Here is a 14,820-nt window from a genome sequence, read left to right as displayed (position 1 = left end):
ATTCTGGTTGTCTGACTTCTGGTAGGCTATATGCAAACTAATTCTATAGGAATTAGACCAGATGTCAACTTGATTTTTTTAGAAGGAAATACACGGATTTTGTCGAATATTTCAAAAACGCGCATTAGCTTATTTTACCACAGAAAGGAATGAATCCGCATAAAACGTTATCAACGCGTACTCTTGGCCGCCGGACTGGTCAGCGGCGCATTCACTGCAGGCGTATATGCTCAGGATGTGCTTGAGCGGGTGGACGCTTACCTGCGTCCCGATTTTCAAATCGTGATCGACGGCGAAGCCGTGCGTATGGACAGTCCGGTCCTTGTTTATAACGATACGAGTTATTTGCCACTGAAGGAAATCTCGCAGCGGCTCGGCTCCAGCGTATATTGGAAGGGCGAGACCAAGCAGATTTATATCAACACCCGGGTCAACGCGGAGCAGCGTCAAGAGAATCCGAATCAAAGTTATGAAACGATAGAGCTGAACAACGCGTATTCGGCCATGGTCAGCTATCTCGGAGCGGAATATCCGGTACTCATCACCTCGAACATCAAATCCGGCAGCTACGGCAGGTACTACCGGGAATCGGATGTGAAGCGCATGGGGGTTGATACAAGCGGGCTTGCCAAGGCTAAGGATCGTCTGACGGACGAGGTGTTCGTTCATGAGAACGAGCTGCAAAAGCGGTGGCGCCAGACGCCTACCCAGGTGTATACCGCGGGCTACGAAGCGTATGTCATCGCCGACGAAACCCATCCGAAGAAGACGGATATTTTGCGCAAGCATATCAAGGCCATGGAGAAGAGCACCTACGGGGATGCGGAATTTACGATCAAGCCGGTTATGGCTCAGAAGGTATCGGGCAAAGAGAACGAGTATGATTTTCTTTATTTGGAAACCGTGCGTATGCTGAAGGAGTATTTCCCGCCTATTACACGCTACAAAATCGCCCGACTTGTCATTACTCAGGACATCTTTCTCCCTGATTCCTATGTGGTGAACATTCATAACACAACCGATCTGGAGATCGAAGCCCAAAAGCGGGAGCATCCCGAAAGCAAGTAGACGCGCAGGACAAGGCTTAAGCTATGTCCGTTCCTTATCGCGCCAATACATAATGGCGATCTGAGTCCGGTCCCGGACCCCCAGCTTGCTTAATATTTCCGTGACATAATTTTTCACGGTCCCTTCGCTCAGGAACAGGTCCTGGGCGATTTCTTTATTCGAAAGTCCTTCTGCGATATGCTCTACGATCTGCAGCTCCATCCCGGTCAGCCCATAAGGCTCCAGCCGGGCGATCCTGGGGCCCGTGGCATCCTCCTTGGCTGAGTTCGCTGTGCGTGGATGGCCTTGCCCGGGTACCGGCTGGATCCAGCCGGTCAGCTTGCGTGCGATATCCGGATGGATCAGCAGGTTGCCTTGATGGACAGCTTTGATGCCCTGCACGATACGGTCCGGCGGGATATTTTTCAGTAGATAGCCGCTCGCTCCGTTACGAAGCGCCTCCACGATGTAGTCATCATCGTCGAAGGTCGTCAGGATGAGCACCTTCGTATCAGGAGACTTCTGTTTGATCCTCAGCGTCCCCTCGACCCCCGAGCAGCCCGGCATACGGATATCCATCAGCACAACATCGGCCTTCCCGCCCTGCGCGACATGAGCATGGGCGGACTCGCCATCGGCAAAGGTGCCCTGGACGGACAACTCCGGATCCAGCTCCAATATCAACTTCAAGCTCTCGCGAATAAAGGGATCATCATCGACAATAATGAGCGAAATGATGGCAAACTTCTCCTCTCTGGAATCTATCTCGTTCAAGGGCTCAGCTATTGTGCGGAAGCGGCAGGGAGGTTACGACCTGAAACGGGCTGCCTCGCCCGACTGCAAGCTCACCGCCTACCAACCGTACCCTTTCCTCCATCCCGCTGAGGCCCAGGCCTCTCCTCAGGGCAGGTTCATCTGGCAAGCGTCCGTTATTGGATACCGTCATGACCACATGGGAGGAATCGTAATGTAGAAGAATATCAATCTCGCTGGCGCCTCCATGCCGGATCGCATTGGTAACCGCCTCCTGCGCATTGCGGTACAGAATGATTTCCAGACTCGGGTAGATCGGGCGGGGCAGACCGGTTACGCGATGGCGGACGGTGAGACCGTGATCCTCAGCCAGGCTGTCGATCAGCCGGCGCAGAGAGAAGCTCTGCAGTTCGGCCTCCTCCGGCTTCAGCCTTCGCACGGTTTGCCGCAGCGTTTCCATGCTTTCCGTCAAATGCTCCTTTACCTGCTTGGTCAGCCCGAGGGCTTTGTCGGTCTGCTCGGGCATCAGATGAACGGCGGCTTCCAGCATCATCTTGGAGCGGATCAGCTTGTGGCCCAGATCATCATGAATATCCCGCGCAATGCGCGTCCTCTCTTCCGCTTGAGCAAGCTGCTCCACCTTGCCGGCATACTCGACAAGACGGCTGCGGGCTGCATCGAGCTCGTATGCTTTGCTTCTGAGCTCGTCATATACCCGCTCCAGATCATACTTTTGCTTGCCCGTCTCCGACAGCTTGAGCAGCAAGAAGCCGGTAGTGAGGCTGCAGAGATTGACCGCTAGCGTTAATCGCCAATCGGCTATCGGGTATAAGGTAGCGTTCAGTCCTATGAAATGTACGACAAGCTGCTGGGGCTGCAGTCCGCTTTTGCCGCGGAGGCTTTCTGATAACAAGGTAGACAGATGACAGATGAAAAGCAACCCCCCGTACATATGGCCGATGCACACTATGCCGAGCGTCTCTGCCATTGCCGCCGCAGCGTGCATGCGTTCCGGCACCCCATGCTGGCGGAGTTGAGCCCATAATAGCAGTAAGAGTGTGCTCAGCGTAAGCAAGCCGACTTCGGAGAGCGGCAGAAACAAGGCGGTGCCGGCGGCAGGCAGCAGGATCATCAGGTACCTCAGTAGAGCGAGCATAGTCTCATAACGCCTCCTTGGCCGATTATACCACAACCTGTTTTGGTCCGCGGTGGTGACTTTCGTCATGTCAACCGATGACCATAGCTACCTGTAAACAAACGGATGGCGGCTTACAATACGATTATAAAGAAGTTCCGATAAAGGAGTGGCACCGATGAGCTTTGTAGAAATAGAGCAGGTGGTCAAACGTTATGGCGGCAGCATCTCGATCGACCATCTGAGTCTAACTATACGCCAGGGGGAAATCTTCGGCTTGCTGGGACCCAATGGCGCAGGGAAAAGCACGACTATCAATATGCTGTGCGGCTTGCTGGACATCGATCAGGGGTCGATTCGGGTAGACGGGATCTCGATCCGGGAGCAGCCGCTTGAGGTCAAGAAGCGGATCGGCTTGGTGCCGCAGGATCTGGCGATCTATGAGCGGCTGACAGCTCGCGAGAACGTCGCTTTTTTCGCCAGGCTTTACGGGCTGCGCGGAAGCCTTCTCCATGAGCGCGTAGACGAAGCGCTGGCCTTCGTCGGCCTAAGTGACAGGCAGCATGAGCGTCCAGGGGCTTATTCGGGCGGAATGAAGCGGCGGCTGAACATCGCTTGTGCGATTGCCCACCGGCCCAAGCTGATCATTCTGGACGAACCGACGGTGGGCATCGACCCCCAATCGCGCAATCATATTTTGGAGTCGGTGCGTCAGTTGAATCGGATGGGCTCCACGATCATCTACACCAGCCATTATATGGAAGAGGTGGCGGCGCTCAGCACACGAATAGGCATTCTCGATAAAGGGCATTTGATCGCTCACGGGACTCAGGAAGACCTCAGGGCACAGGTGTCGCAGGAAGAAAGACTTCTTATCCAAACGGTTCATTTGTCGGAGGCGGCGATGGCCGAGCTGAGAGCGCATCCTCGCATCCGCAGACTGGTGGATACCGCTGGAGGACTGGAGCTGTTTGTGCCGCCCGGGCAGGCGCCTCTGCAGGACGTGCTGTTCATACTCTCCAAGCATGATGTAGGCATTCAAGCGTTGACCCGGGTAGAGCCGGATCTGGAGGCGTTGTTCCTGTCGCTGACGGGACGTACGCTTCGGGACTAGAGGGGGCAGACGTATGATTAACCTATGGCAGATCGCATGGACTCAAATGAAACTAACAAGCCGCGCAAGGGCGGTTATGTTCGTATTGATGGTACTGCCGCTATTGCTGATTACGATCCTGGGAGCGGCTCTCTCTCAAACGTTCGGAGAAGGCGACGTCCAGCTGAAGCCGCTCAAGGTCGCCCTGGTCAATCAAGATCAGGGAGTCTGGAGCGAGCGGCTGCTGTCTTATCTGAAGGCTCCGGACATGCAGGGAATAGGGCAGGTAGTGGAGCGGGATACGAGGGAAGAAGCGGTAGAACTTCTGCGGACAGCCGCCGCGGAATATGCGGTTATCATTCCAGCAGGCTTCGGAGCGGACCTTGTACAGGGCAAAGAAGCCAGCTGGGAGCTGATAGCCGGGCAGGATAGCGGGCAGAACAAAATCGCCGAAAGCCTCTTTACCGGCTTCTTGAACAGGCTCAACAGCGTACAAGCGGCGATGCTTGCGGCTGGAGCGGGAGCGAGGCAGGCGATGCTGCCCGAAACGGAGCCGCGAGAAGACAGCGGACAGGAGGCCTATGTCCAGGTCGGCAAGCTGGGGAAGGAGGGGCATGACTACTCGGCCATTCAGTATTATGCCTGTGCGATGCTCGTCATGTTCATGCTGTATTCCGGCATGATGGCCGCCATCGCGCTTGTAGGAGAGCGTGAAGAACATACCCTGGCGAGACTTACGGCTCTGCCCGTGACGATGAATCAGATCATCGGCGGCAAGGTGCTCGGGCATACGATGCTGTCGCTGCTGCAAGCAGTCGTCATCATCGGCTTCACGAGGTATGTCTATGGCGTGGACTGGGGAAACAGTCCGCTGCTGCTGGCTGGCATATGCGGCGCATTGATCGTATCCTCGATGAGCATCGCTATGCTCGTGACCGCTTGGACCAGGACGATCAAGGCGGCCACTGCCGTATTTCAATTCATCATTATCATCATGACCTTTATTAGCGGCGGCTTCATTTCTTCGCTTCCTCCTTCGATTGAGCTGATCGGTAAGGCCAGTGTGAATTATTGGGCCATGCAAGGCATGCTGCATCTGATGGTTCACGATCAGGCGGCGGCTTTGTCTCCGCTCGCGGTGTTGGCCGGCGTAGCGGCTTTGCTGGTGCTTGCTTCGGGAATGACGTTTAGGAAGGTGGGATATCGTGAATAGCTTGATTATTGCGGCAAACCTCACGAAGCGGACGATCGGCAATTGGAAGGGAGTGCTGCTCTATATTCTCGTGCCTGCGATGGCGGTATCGCTTATTATCGGGCTGCTCGGCTCGGATCGTGACAGGCCGGCAGCCATTCCGTACATCAACGCGGACGAAGGGGAGACGGGGGCGCATATTATTCGGGAGCTCTCCCGCGATCCAGGCTTTGCCCTGTCCGAGGCCCGTGACTTGGAAGCCTTGAAGGAATCGGTGCTTACGGGGAAAGCTGTCGCAGGCTTCGTCATTCCTTCTGGATTTACGGAAGCTGTGCTGGCGGGAAGCCCGCTCGCGATCGATCATTTCGAGCGGGCTATGAGCGAAGAATCGTTTACGCTTCGTATAGACTTGCAGCAGGCGGTTGTGCGAATTACCGAGAGTACGGAGGCGCTAAGGGCTGCCGGGGTTTTAGGTAGCAGCTTCTCGCTAATGCTTGAAGAAACGGAGAAGCATCGGGTAAGCCGGACATTGACGGACTACGGCTGGGGCGAGAAAGAGACGCTGGGACTGTCAACCGGCATCATGATTCTTTTCGTGATGGCCCTGATCGGCCATTCGGTATCCCTTATCCTCGAAGACCGCCGATTGTATACGATGATGCGGATGTATGCGGCGCCTGTGAGGGCCTTCGAGATCGCTTTGGGCAATTTTATGGGCAGCTTTCTTGTCGGATCCTTGCAAATACTCATTCTACTGGTCTTTACGCGCTATGCTCTCGGCTTTGATTACGGGCTGCCGTTCGGCCCCCACCTTCTTGTTATGGAGTCGTTTCTGTTGTCGGTGATGGGCATCGCAAGCGCGGTGGGCGGACTTGTCAGAAGCAAGGAAAACATCTCCGCGCTCAACTCCGTCGTCTCCATGCCGATGTGCTTGCTCGGAGGCTGCTTCTGGCCGGTATCGATCATGCCGGAGTCCATGCAGAAGCTGGCTAGCTTCGTGCCGCAGAGCTGGGTGATGGATGCGGTTAAACGTCTGGCAGCTGGCCAGGGTTTATCCGATTTGACGCTGCACCTGGGAGTTCTGCTCCTGTTCGCCGCTGTCCTGCTCGGCTTTGGAGCGGTCATCCTGAAGCCGGCCGCGCGGGAAGCGGCGTCCTGAGGGTGTAAGTAAGGTTGTAACAAGGTAAACGAAAACCGCCACTCCGGCGGTTTTCGGCGTGCGGTGACCCATGGAAGCTGCCGCAAGCGCAGCAGGGTATCGGTATCGCCGGGAGGGTGCACACGGGGCAGGGCAAAGCGGCGCAGCCGATGAGGACAAGGTTTTGGCATCCTAGCGGTTCTAAACATGACAGCGCTATCATAGGGGCGTGCTGCGGAAAATTAGGTGCGTCATTTCGAAAAAAAAGTCAATAATCCAAGTTGCTAAAACATATGATTCATAATAAGATATAAATAAGAAACTGAATAGTCAGAAAATTCGATCAAACGATGAGGTTTCTTCTTCGCATGGTTCCTGCCCTCGTATCAACCATAGTTACACCAATAAGGCAGGGAATGATCTTCGCACAAGTCGCAGCAGCCGATGCACCCTGTTGATACCGTTATACCTTGAGGGAGGGATTGCCGTGAGTAAAAGTCATGAAGTTGAATATTGCAACCTTGAGTTACGATTTGACCGTCGGCTAATCCGTAACTTCATCAAAACCTTGATCCAGGAAGGCTATTCCCTGTATTGGAACGAAAGCGATCTGCAGTTTATCGTATCGATCCGTACAGGACGCAAGCTCGTGAAGCTGAAGTTCCAGCGGATCGGCGAACGATACAAAATTGTCGGCAACTATTCCTTCAAGGACGAGAAGCTTGCAGAGCTTATGGAGAAGATGATCGGCGATACCCGTGGACACGCGGTCGTGAAGCGGTTCAAGGACCGCCAAATACTCATTGAGAATATCATGTTCGGCGAGATCATCCGCATGGTAGAAATATCGGGGGTGGAGCATAAAGTGTTATTTCAAAAAGAGCCCGTCGTCACGTTGGAAGAAATGATGCAGGCGTTCCGCTCCAAGCGCCCGGACGAACGAATCCCGGTGCTCAGGCTGGAGCTCGATTATGAGCTGGCCGTGCTGCACGAAGCGCTGGCAGAAGGGGACAACTCAAAGGTTACGGCCTGCAAAGAGAAACTGAAGGAGCTGCGGCATGAAATGCTACTGCTGGAAATGTAAGGCACGCTTTAAACGAAGGGCCTCCCGTTAATCAGACTCGTTCTGACTGGGAGGCCTTTCGCGTGCAAATCGACCTGTTTTCCTCGAAGGCAGAGGATAAAAACTGATGATTGTTAACGTGTGCACAACATGATATGATGAGACGGAGAGGTGGTTACATGAGCGATGTTACGATTAAGGATATCGCCCGCATGGCTGGAGTTTCCCATACGACCGTCTCCCGGGCGCTGAATGACAGCCCCCTGATTAACCCGGAGACGAAGGAGAGAATCAAGTCCATCGCCGGCAGCCTGAACTACACGCCCAATTATAACGCCAAGAGCCTGGTGCTCGATCGCTCCTACAATCTAGGGTTGTTTTTCACCACCTTACATCAAGGGACCTCGTCAGGCTTTCTCTACGCGGCATTGCGCGGGGTCAATGAGGTGATTAAGGACGGATACAACCTGATCGTACGGGGGATCGATGATTACACCAGCTTCCATCATGTCAACCGCAAAAGCTTCGACGGCATTATCGTGATGAGTCAGAGCGCGGCGGATCAGCCGTTTATCGAGTATGCCGCGCAGAGGGCGATCCCGTTGATCGTACTGAACCGGCAGATTGAGATGGATGGGGTCTGGAACCTGGTGCCGGACGATCAGAGCGGCGCTTACCGGATGACTGAATATTTGCTGCAATGCGGCCACCGCCGGATTGCGATTATTGAAGGGAAGCCGGGCTTTAAGTCGTCGCATGCGCGAAAGGAAGGCTACCTGGATGCGCTCCGTTCCGCAGGGATCGAGCCGGAGGACGAGCTTTGTATGCGCGGCGAGTATGATTTCGAGAGCGGCTACCAGGCGATGGTGCGCATATTGGAGCTGAAGGACAGACCGAGTGCGGTTTTCTGCAGCAGCGACGATATGGCTCTAGGCGCTGTGAAGGCCGCCGCGGAGCGGGGCGTGCGCGTGCCGGACGATATTTCGGTCGCCGGGTTCGACGATACGCTGTATTCGGCGTTTATCACGCCCGCATTGACAACCGTCCGCCGTCCTATCGAGGAGATGAGCCGCGCAGGGGCGGAGAAGCTGGTTGCTTTTATTGAGAAGAAGCATGTGGAAGACCATAAACGAATGTTCCGCACGGAGCTCGTGATTCGCGACTCCGTTAAACCGATATCCGAAGGAGACTGAAGACGATGAGCGTATTGAGAACGCTGCTGCAAGACATCCCGATCCCACAGATGGTTCGCATTAGACAAAAATTCGACGGAACGAAGCTCGAAGATCCGGTGCAGGCTTTAAGGGAGGAGCTCGGCAAGCCGGGCGCCGTCGACCGCATCCGGCCCGGACAGCGGGTAGCTGTCGCCGTAGGCAGCCGGGGCGTCGCCAACATCGCCGACTTTACGCGCGTAACGATCGAAGCGATCAAGGCGGCCGGCGGGGAGCCGTTCATCGTTCCCTGCATGGGCAGTCATGGAGGCGCTACGGCTGCAGGTCAGACGGAAGTGCTGCATCACCTGGGAGTCACCGAGGAAGCCATGGGCGCTCCGATCCTGTCATCGATGGAGGTCGTTGAGATCGACCAGCTCCCGAACGGGCTGCCGGTCTACGTAGACAAGTACGCCTCGGAGGCTGATGCTATCGTCGTCATCAACCGGGTCAAGCCGCATACGGCGTTCCGGGGACGGATCGAAAGCGGCATTATGAAGATGATCGCAATCGGTCTCGGCAAGCAGAAGGGTGCCGAAGCCTGCCACCAGCTGGGATTCAAATATATGGCTGAAAACGTGCCGGCTATGGCCAAGATTATGATCGATAAGCTGCCGATCGTATTCGGGGTGGCGCTTGTTGAGAATGCCTACGACGAAACGTGCTTGGTCGAGGTACTGCCTGCCGAGCAGATCGAGGAGCGCGAGGTGGATTTGCTGGAGATCGCGAAATCCCGCCTGCCCAAAATTTTGTTCGAACAGATCGACGTGCTTGTTATCGATTATATCGGTAAAAATATTAGCGGAGACGGTATGGACCCGAATGTCACGGGCCGCTATCCTACGCCTTATGCGCACGGTGGACCTGACGTATCCAAGATGGTCGTGCTGGATCTGACGCACGAGACCAAGGGGAACGCCAACGGCGTTGGAACCGCTGACTTTACGACGCAGCGCCTGGTCGACAAAACCGATCTGGCCGCAACCTATGCCAACGGCTTGACCTCGACCGTATGTGCGCCGACGAAGATCGCCACGACGCTTGAGAACGATTTCTATGCGATCAAGGCTGCAGTCAAGACCTGCAATATTCTCGACTATACAAAGTGCAGGCTGGTCCGTATCCAGGATACGCTTCATTTGGGCGAGATCGAAATTTCCGTTAATTTGCTGGAGGAAGCCAGACGGCACCCGGATATCGAAGTGTTGACGGAAGCCTACGAGCTGAAGTTCAATGAAAAAGGCAATCTGAGATAAAGGAGAGCTTCAATCGTGCATAAGTCATACATTATTGCCGCGGATATCGGAACAACAAGCGCCAAAACGCTCTTGTTCGATCGTAGCGGCCACATCCTGGCCACTCACGCGGTGGAATATCCGCTTCATACGCCAAGACCCGATATCGCGGAGCAGGATCCTGAGGAAATCTATCAGGCGGTTCTTGCGGGGATCCAGTCGGTTGTCAGGCAAGGCGCTGTAAATGCAGGAGAAGTATTGTGCGTATCCTTCAGCTCGGCGATGCACAGTCTGATTGCGGTAGACGATGCTTGCCGTCCGTTGACGGCGTGCATCACATGGGCCGATAACCGCAGCGTCGGCTATGTGAAGACGCTCAAGGACCTTGCAGCCGGGCATGAGATCTACATGCGGACCGGGACGCCTATTCATCCGATGAGCCCGCTGCTTAAGCTGATGTGGTTCCGCGATAACCGCCCGGACCTGTTCGCTTCGGCGCATAAATTTATCGGAATCAAGGAATATGTATTCGCCAGACTGTTCGGGGAATATATAATCGACCATTCGATCGCCAGCTGTACGGGCCTGTTCAATCTCCGTCAGCTGGATTGGGATGTGGGCGCACTTGCTGCATGCGGGGTGCGCAGAGACCAGCTGTCCCTGCCCGTACCGACGACGCATATCGTTCAAGGCCTCAATCCGGCCGATGCAGCCAGCCTTGGGCTTGCTCCGGATACAGCTTTTGTCGTCGGCGCCTCCGACGGCGTTCTGGCCAATCTAGGTGCGGCGGCCTTCGAGCCGGGCGTCTATGCGGTGACGATCGGCACCAGCGGTGCCGTGCGCGGCGTCGTACGCGAACCGGTGACCGATCCGAAGGGCAGACTGTTCTGCTATGCGCTTAAGGAGGACTTCTGGGTAGTAGGCGGGGCGATCAACAACGGCGGCATCATGTTCCGCTGGGTGCGCGACCAGCTGGCTACCGCGGAGGCGGAAGAGGGCCGGCGTCTGGGCATGGACCCTTACGATTATTTGACGAAGCTGGCTTCCGAGGTCGAGCCTGGCTCAGGCGGCTTGATTTTCCTTCCGCTGCTAGCGGGCGAGCGCGCTCCTTATTGGAATGCCAATGCGCGTGGCGTTTTCTTTGGCCTGTCGCTGTATCATCAGAAGCCGCATATGATCCGTTCCGTGCTGGAAGGCGTCATGTACCGTATTCATTCCGTTGTGAGAGCCTTGGAGGAGCTGAGCGGTCCGACCTTGGAAATACGCGCTTCTGGCGGCTTTGCCCGTTCCGAGTTTTGGCTGCAGATGATGGCCGATGTGCTGGGCAGCCGGGTTAGCGTACCCAATACGATCGAGGCATCCGGAGCCGGAGCGGCCTTGCTCGGACTTCTGGCTACAGGGGAAATCGCCGACTTCTCCGGCGCCCATGAATGGGTGAAGGTCCACCATACTTTGCAGGCGGATCCGAAGACGGGCGACATTTACGACGAATTGACAACGATCTATAACCGTGTGTACCACCAGTTGAAGGGCGAATTCGATGCGATAGCGGCCTTTCAGCAAAAGTACACGCTAACTTAAAGGAGGAAGCGAACATGGCTATGAATTTATTTGATTTGACCGGCAAGACGGCAGTAATCATCGGGGGGAACAGTACCCTTGGCGGCTCGATGGCCGTTGGCTTGGGCGGACATGGCGCGGATGTGGCCATCGTCGGCCGCAACCAGGATAAAGCCCGCGAAGTGGCCGAAGCCGTAGAAGCGGCCGGCGGCCGTGCCCGCTGTTTCTCCGCGGATGCGACTAGCACGGACGACCTGAAGCGGGTACTGGCAGAGGTGCTTGAGTGGACGGGGCGCTGCGACATTCTGATGAATTGCCCGGGCAGAAACAGCACGACTCCATTTTTCGATCTTCAGATGGACGAGTGGGATTCGATTATGGATGTCAATCTGAAGAGCGTTGTGCTGGCCTGCCAAATTTTCGGGAAGCATATGGTTGACAGCGGCAATGGAGGCAGCATTATTAACATTTCCTCCGTCTCCTCGGAGCCGCCCTTGTCCCGCGTGTTCACTTACTCCGCATCCAAGTCGGCTGTCAACAGCGTTACGAAATTTCTGGCAAGGGAATTTGCACCTGCACGCGTTCGCGTCAATGCGATCATCCCGGGCTTCTTCCCGGCGGAGCAAAACCGCAAAATTTTGTCGCCCGAGCGCACGGAATCGATCCTGAAGCATACGCCTATGAACCGTTTCGGCGATGCGGAGGAGCTGCAGGGAGCGGCAATCTACCTGGCTTCGGAGAAAGCCTCCGGCTTCGTTACCGGATCTCTGCTCCGCGTAGACGGCGGCTTCGGTGCGATGACGATCTAAGATGAGGTCTTGAAATTGAATTGAGAATGTCTGATAATGGTTTCTTGAGTAGTTCTATGCGACTTTTAAGCTGCAAAGCGTGGGCGCATAGGGGTAAATAAATATGGAAGTATAAGGAAGGAAGAGAAAACCATATGTCCAAACAGCAAATCGGCGTCATCGGTCTGGCGGTCATGGGGAAAAACCTGGCTCTTAATATCGAAAGCCGCGGCTTTACCGTGTCCGTGTTCAACCGTTCCCGCGAGAAAACGGATGTTCTTCTGGAAGAAGCCAAAGGCAAGAAGCTTGTCGGTACATACAGCATCGAGGAATTTGTAGCGTCGCTGGAAGTGCCGCGCAAGATCCTGATTATGGTCCAAGCTGGCTTCGCTACAGATGATACGATCAACCAGCTCGTTCCGCATCTGGATAAGGGCGATATCATCATTGACGGAGGCAATGCATACTTCCCGGATACGCAGCGCCGCAACAAAGAGCTGGAATCGCACGGCATCCGCTTTATCGGTACGGGCGTATCGGGCGGCGAAGAAGGCGCGCTCAAGGGTCCTTCCATTATGCCGGGCGGTCAGAAGGATGCATACGAGCTCGTGGCTCCGATCCTGACGGCGATCTCTGCCAAAGTCGGCGACGATGCCTGCTGCACATATATCGGTCCGGACGGTGCGGGCCACTACGTAAAAATGGTACACAACGGTATCGAGTACGGCGACATGCAGCTGATCTGCGAAGCTTACCAGTTATTGAAGGATGTGCTCGGCGTCGACACGAAGGAGCTGCATGAGATCTTCGCGGACTGGAACCGCGGCGAGCTCGACAGCTACCTGATCGAGATCACAACCGATATCTTCACCAAGTATGATGAAGAAACCGGCAAGCCGATGGTCGACGTGATTCTTGACTCCGCCGGCCAGAAGGGCACGGGTAAATGGACAAGCCAAAGCTCGCTCGATCTGGGCGTGCCGTTGTCCATCATCACAGAGTCTGTCTTCTCCCGCTTCCTTTCCGCAATGAAGGAAGAGCGTGTAGCAGCCAGCAAGGTGCTTAGCGGACCGCAAGCCAAGCCATTCGATGGCGATCGCGCGGCTTTCATCGAATCCGTTCGCAAAGCGCTGTATGCCAGCAAAATCTGCTCGTATGCTCAAGGCTTCGCTCAGATGAGAGCGGCAAGCGAAGAGTATGGCTGGGATCTGGATTACGGCAGCATCGCCATGATTTTCCGCGGCGGCTGCATCATTCGTGCCCGCTTCCTGCAAAATATCAAGGATGCTTACGACCGTAACCCTGAGCTCCGCAACCTGCTGCTGGATGAATACTTCAAAAATATCATTACAGGCTATCAGGATGCATGGAGATCGGTCGTTTCGACTGCTATTTCGAGCGGTATTCCGGTTCCGGCGTTCGCTTCGGCTCTGGCTTACTACGACAGCTACCGCACTGAGCGTCTGCCGGCTAACCTGCTTCAAGCTCAGCGCGACTACTTCGGCGCCCATACGTTCAAGCGTCTGGACAAAGAGGGAACTTTCCACTATCAGTGGATTCAGGAAGACTAAGAGCGGATCCGGGGACCTCGCCCGGGCTGGGGCTGATGGAGGCCGTAAGTGGCTTCCTTCAGCCAGCTTTTCAGCCGGTCGGCCTCTTGGTCGAAGCCGTTGCGGCGCTGGATCAGCATGAGCGCAATCTCGGCGAAATAACGGAAATTTTGAAGCAGACGTGGCTGGGAAAGGTCCATTAAATTTGGATCTTCCTCAGCCACCTTTTTTTTGATATATTCCAGCATCCAAACCACTTCCTCTTTGCATAGCGGACGGGTCGGATCCATGATTTGGTCGAGCTTCATCCCGGTCAGATCGGAGGCCGTAGCCTGCTTGTGTGGCAAAGCGCTTTGCGGCATAGATATGTCTCCCTTCTAGAGTTAGGCTTTATCAGCTTGACTGTTCTGGCTGGGATTTATTCACTCCATCATATGTTTTTATTAAACTTTCTATTCATATTTGGCAAGCTGAGACCGAGCTGTGATAGAATGAGTGGGGATAAGTCAGAGATGAAGTCCAGAGGTGTTTTTCATTGGCTAAACGCAATCTAGTATTAATAGGCATGATGGGAACGGGGAAGTCGACCGTAGGCGTTGAACTGGCTCGCCGTCTGCGTTTTTCATTCGTCGATTCGGATTCGGCCGTCGAAGAGAATCAGGGAATGACGATCAAGGAGATGTTTGCCCGGCACGGGGAGCCGTTTTTCCGGGAGGCGGAGTCGGCAGCGGTAGCTGCTATTATGGAGCGTTTCGATCAAGTGGTAGCCACTGGAGGCGGAGCCGTACTGGCTGAAGCCAACAGGTCCGCCATGAAGGCCGGCGGCTTCGTCGTCGCGCTTGCGGCCGGCGCGGATACGATTATCCGGCGCGTCAGCGAGGATCGAAGCCGTCCGCTGCTTCAGGGAGATCTCGAAGAGCGCGTACGAACAATCATGGAAAGCCGCAAGCATGCTTATGACTTTGCCGATCTATATGTAGAGACCGATGGGCGGAGCGTCGAAGACATCGCCGACGAGATTTGCCGCGCGTGGATGCAGCTTCAGGCTACCTAGC

The 14,820-nt window shown here is 55.2% G+C and carries 14 protein-coding genes; 11 read left to right on the top strand and 3 right to left on the bottom strand.

Going from position 1 to position 14,820, the window contains the following annotated elements; all coding sequences use genetic code 11:
• Positions 1-183: 183 nt before the first annotated feature.
• Positions 184-1,068: a stalk domain-containing protein gene (locus GSF01_RS23170; RefSeq protein WP_235941694.1), complete on the top strand. Its 885-nt coding sequence runs from the start codon at positions 184-186 to the stop codon at positions 1,066-1,068.
• Positions 1,069-1,089: 21 nt separating this feature from the next.
• On the opposite strand, the gene GSF01_RS23165 is transcribed toward GSF01_RS23170, so the two are convergent.
• Both GSF01_RS23165 and GSF01_RS23160 read right to left on the bottom strand, forming a co-directional pair.
• Positions 1,090-1,785: a response regulator transcription factor gene (locus GSF01_RS23165; protein WP_159887706.1), complete on the bottom strand. Its 696-nt coding sequence runs from the start codon at positions 1,783-1,785 to the stop codon at positions 1,090-1,092.
• Between the two features lie 40 nt (positions 1,786-1,825).
• Positions 1,826-2,956: a sensor histidine kinase gene (locus tag GSF01_RS23160; RefSeq protein WP_159887652.1), complete on the bottom strand. Its 1,131-nt coding sequence runs from the start codon at positions 2,954-2,956 to the stop codon at positions 1,826-1,828.
• Positions 2,957-3,113: 157 nt separating this feature from the next.
• Here GSF01_RS23160 and GSF01_RS23155 point away from each other — a divergent pair, with 157 nt between their 5' ends.
• The 9 genes from GSF01_RS23155 (at position 3,114) to gndA (ending at position 13,786) form a co-directional block, all read left to right on the top strand.
• Positions 3,114-4,049, top strand: coding sequence for an ABC transporter ATP-binding protein (locus GSF01_RS23155; RefSeq protein WP_159887651.1), 936 nt, complete (start codon positions 3,114-3,116; stop codon positions 4,047-4,049).
• A gap of 13 nt (positions 4,050-4,062) precedes the next feature.
• Positions 4,063-5,241, top strand: a complete 1,179-nt coding sequence (locus GSF01_RS23150) for an ABC transporter permease (protein ID WP_159887650.1) — start codon at positions 4,063-4,065, stop codon at positions 5,239-5,241.
• Positions 5,234-6,379: an ABC transporter permease gene (locus tag GSF01_RS23145; RefSeq protein WP_159887649.1), complete on the top strand. Its 1,146-nt coding sequence runs from the start codon at positions 5,234-5,236 to the stop codon at positions 6,377-6,379. Before GSF01_RS23150 ends, GSF01_RS23145 begins: the two co-directional genes overlap by 8 nt.
• Positions 6,380-6,845: 466 nt before the next feature.
• The gene (locus GSF01_RS23140) at positions 6,846-7,442 is read left to right on the top strand and encodes a hypothetical protein (RefSeq protein ID WP_159887648.1); all 597 of its coding nucleotides are present in this window, start codon (positions 6,846-6,848) and stop codon (positions 7,440-7,442) included.
• A gap of 158 nt (positions 7,443-7,600) precedes the next feature.
• Positions 7,601-8,614, top strand: a complete 1,014-nt coding sequence (locus GSF01_RS23135) for a LacI family DNA-binding transcriptional regulator (protein ID WP_159887647.1) — start codon at positions 7,601-7,603, stop codon at positions 8,612-8,614.
• A 5-nt stretch (positions 8,615-8,619) separates the two neighbouring features.
• Positions 8,620-9,888 (top strand): nickel pincer cofactor-dependent isomerase, group 22, encoded by a 1,269-nt coding sequence (locus GSF01_RS23130; RefSeq protein ID WP_159887646.1) that lies wholly within the window; start codon positions 8,620-8,622, stop codon positions 9,886-9,888.
• A gap of 15 nt (positions 9,889-9,903) precedes the next feature.
• Positions 9,904-11,448, top strand: a complete 1,545-nt coding sequence (locus GSF01_RS23125; RefSeq protein ID WP_159887645.1) for a gluconokinase — start codon at positions 9,904-9,906, stop codon at positions 11,446-11,448.
• Between the two features lie 20 nt (positions 11,449-11,468).
• Positions 11,469-12,236 carry an SDR family oxidoreductase gene (locus tag GSF01_RS23120; protein WP_201305473.1) on the top strand — a complete coding sequence of 256 codons (768 nt, stop codon included), beginning with the start codon at positions 11,469-11,471 and terminating at the stop codon, positions 12,234-12,236.
• A 134-nt stretch (positions 12,237-12,370) separates the two neighbouring features.
• A complete protein-coding gene (gndA, locus tag GSF01_RS23115; RefSeq protein ID WP_159887643.1) occupies positions 12,371-13,786 on the top strand; it encodes an NADP-dependent phosphogluconate dehydrogenase in 1,416 nt (471 codons plus the stop codon).
• Here gndA and GSF01_RS23110 read toward each other — a convergent pair.
• A complete protein-coding gene (locus tag GSF01_RS23110; protein ID WP_201305468.1) occupies positions 13,783-14,127 on the bottom strand; it encodes a hypothetical protein in 345 nt (114 codons plus the stop codon). The genes gndA and GSF01_RS23110 overlap by 4 nt on opposite strands.
• A 173-nt stretch (positions 14,128-14,300) precedes the next feature.
• On the opposite strand from GSF01_RS23110, the gene GSF01_RS23105 reads away from it, so the two are divergent.
• A complete protein-coding gene (locus GSF01_RS23105; RefSeq protein ID WP_159887642.1) occupies positions 14,301-14,819 on the top strand; it encodes a shikimate kinase in 519 nt (172 codons plus the stop codon).
• The last annotated feature ends 1 nt before the right edge of the window (position 14,820 follow it).

The organism is Paenibacillus puerhi (assembly GCF_009846885.1).
In the GTDB taxonomy this organism is placed as follows: Bacteria; Bacillota; Bacilli; order Paenibacillales; family NBRC-103111; genus Paenibacillus_G; species Paenibacillus_G puerhi.
Note: the sequence above shows the minus strand (reverse complement) of the source record. Positions and strands in the feature narration are given on the sequence as shown.